1 protein-coding gene is annotated in these 210 nt (G+C 43.8%); it reads left to right on the forward strand.

What is annotated here, in order from left to right:
* Positions 1-210 (forward strand): hypothetical protein (locus ACVCXO_RS03685; protein ID WP_452228245.1); only part of this gene is annotated, 210 nt, incomplete at both ends.

The raw sequence follows: 210 nt of genomic DNA on the forward strand, positions 1-210 counted from the left end.
ATTTGCAGATTTAGATGGCAATGGCGTATTAGACGCAGGAGAGCCAACAGCAACAACAGCAACAGACGGAACCTATACTATAGAAGGAGTACCAGCAGGAACAGTAGATATCGTAGTAGATACAACTACTTTACCAACAGGATCGACATTAACAGATGGAACAGAGCCAACATCAGTAACGGTACCAGTAAGTGGAACAGTTACAGCAGG

It is taken from the genome of Lacinutrix sp. MEBiC02404, assembly GCF_053601575.1.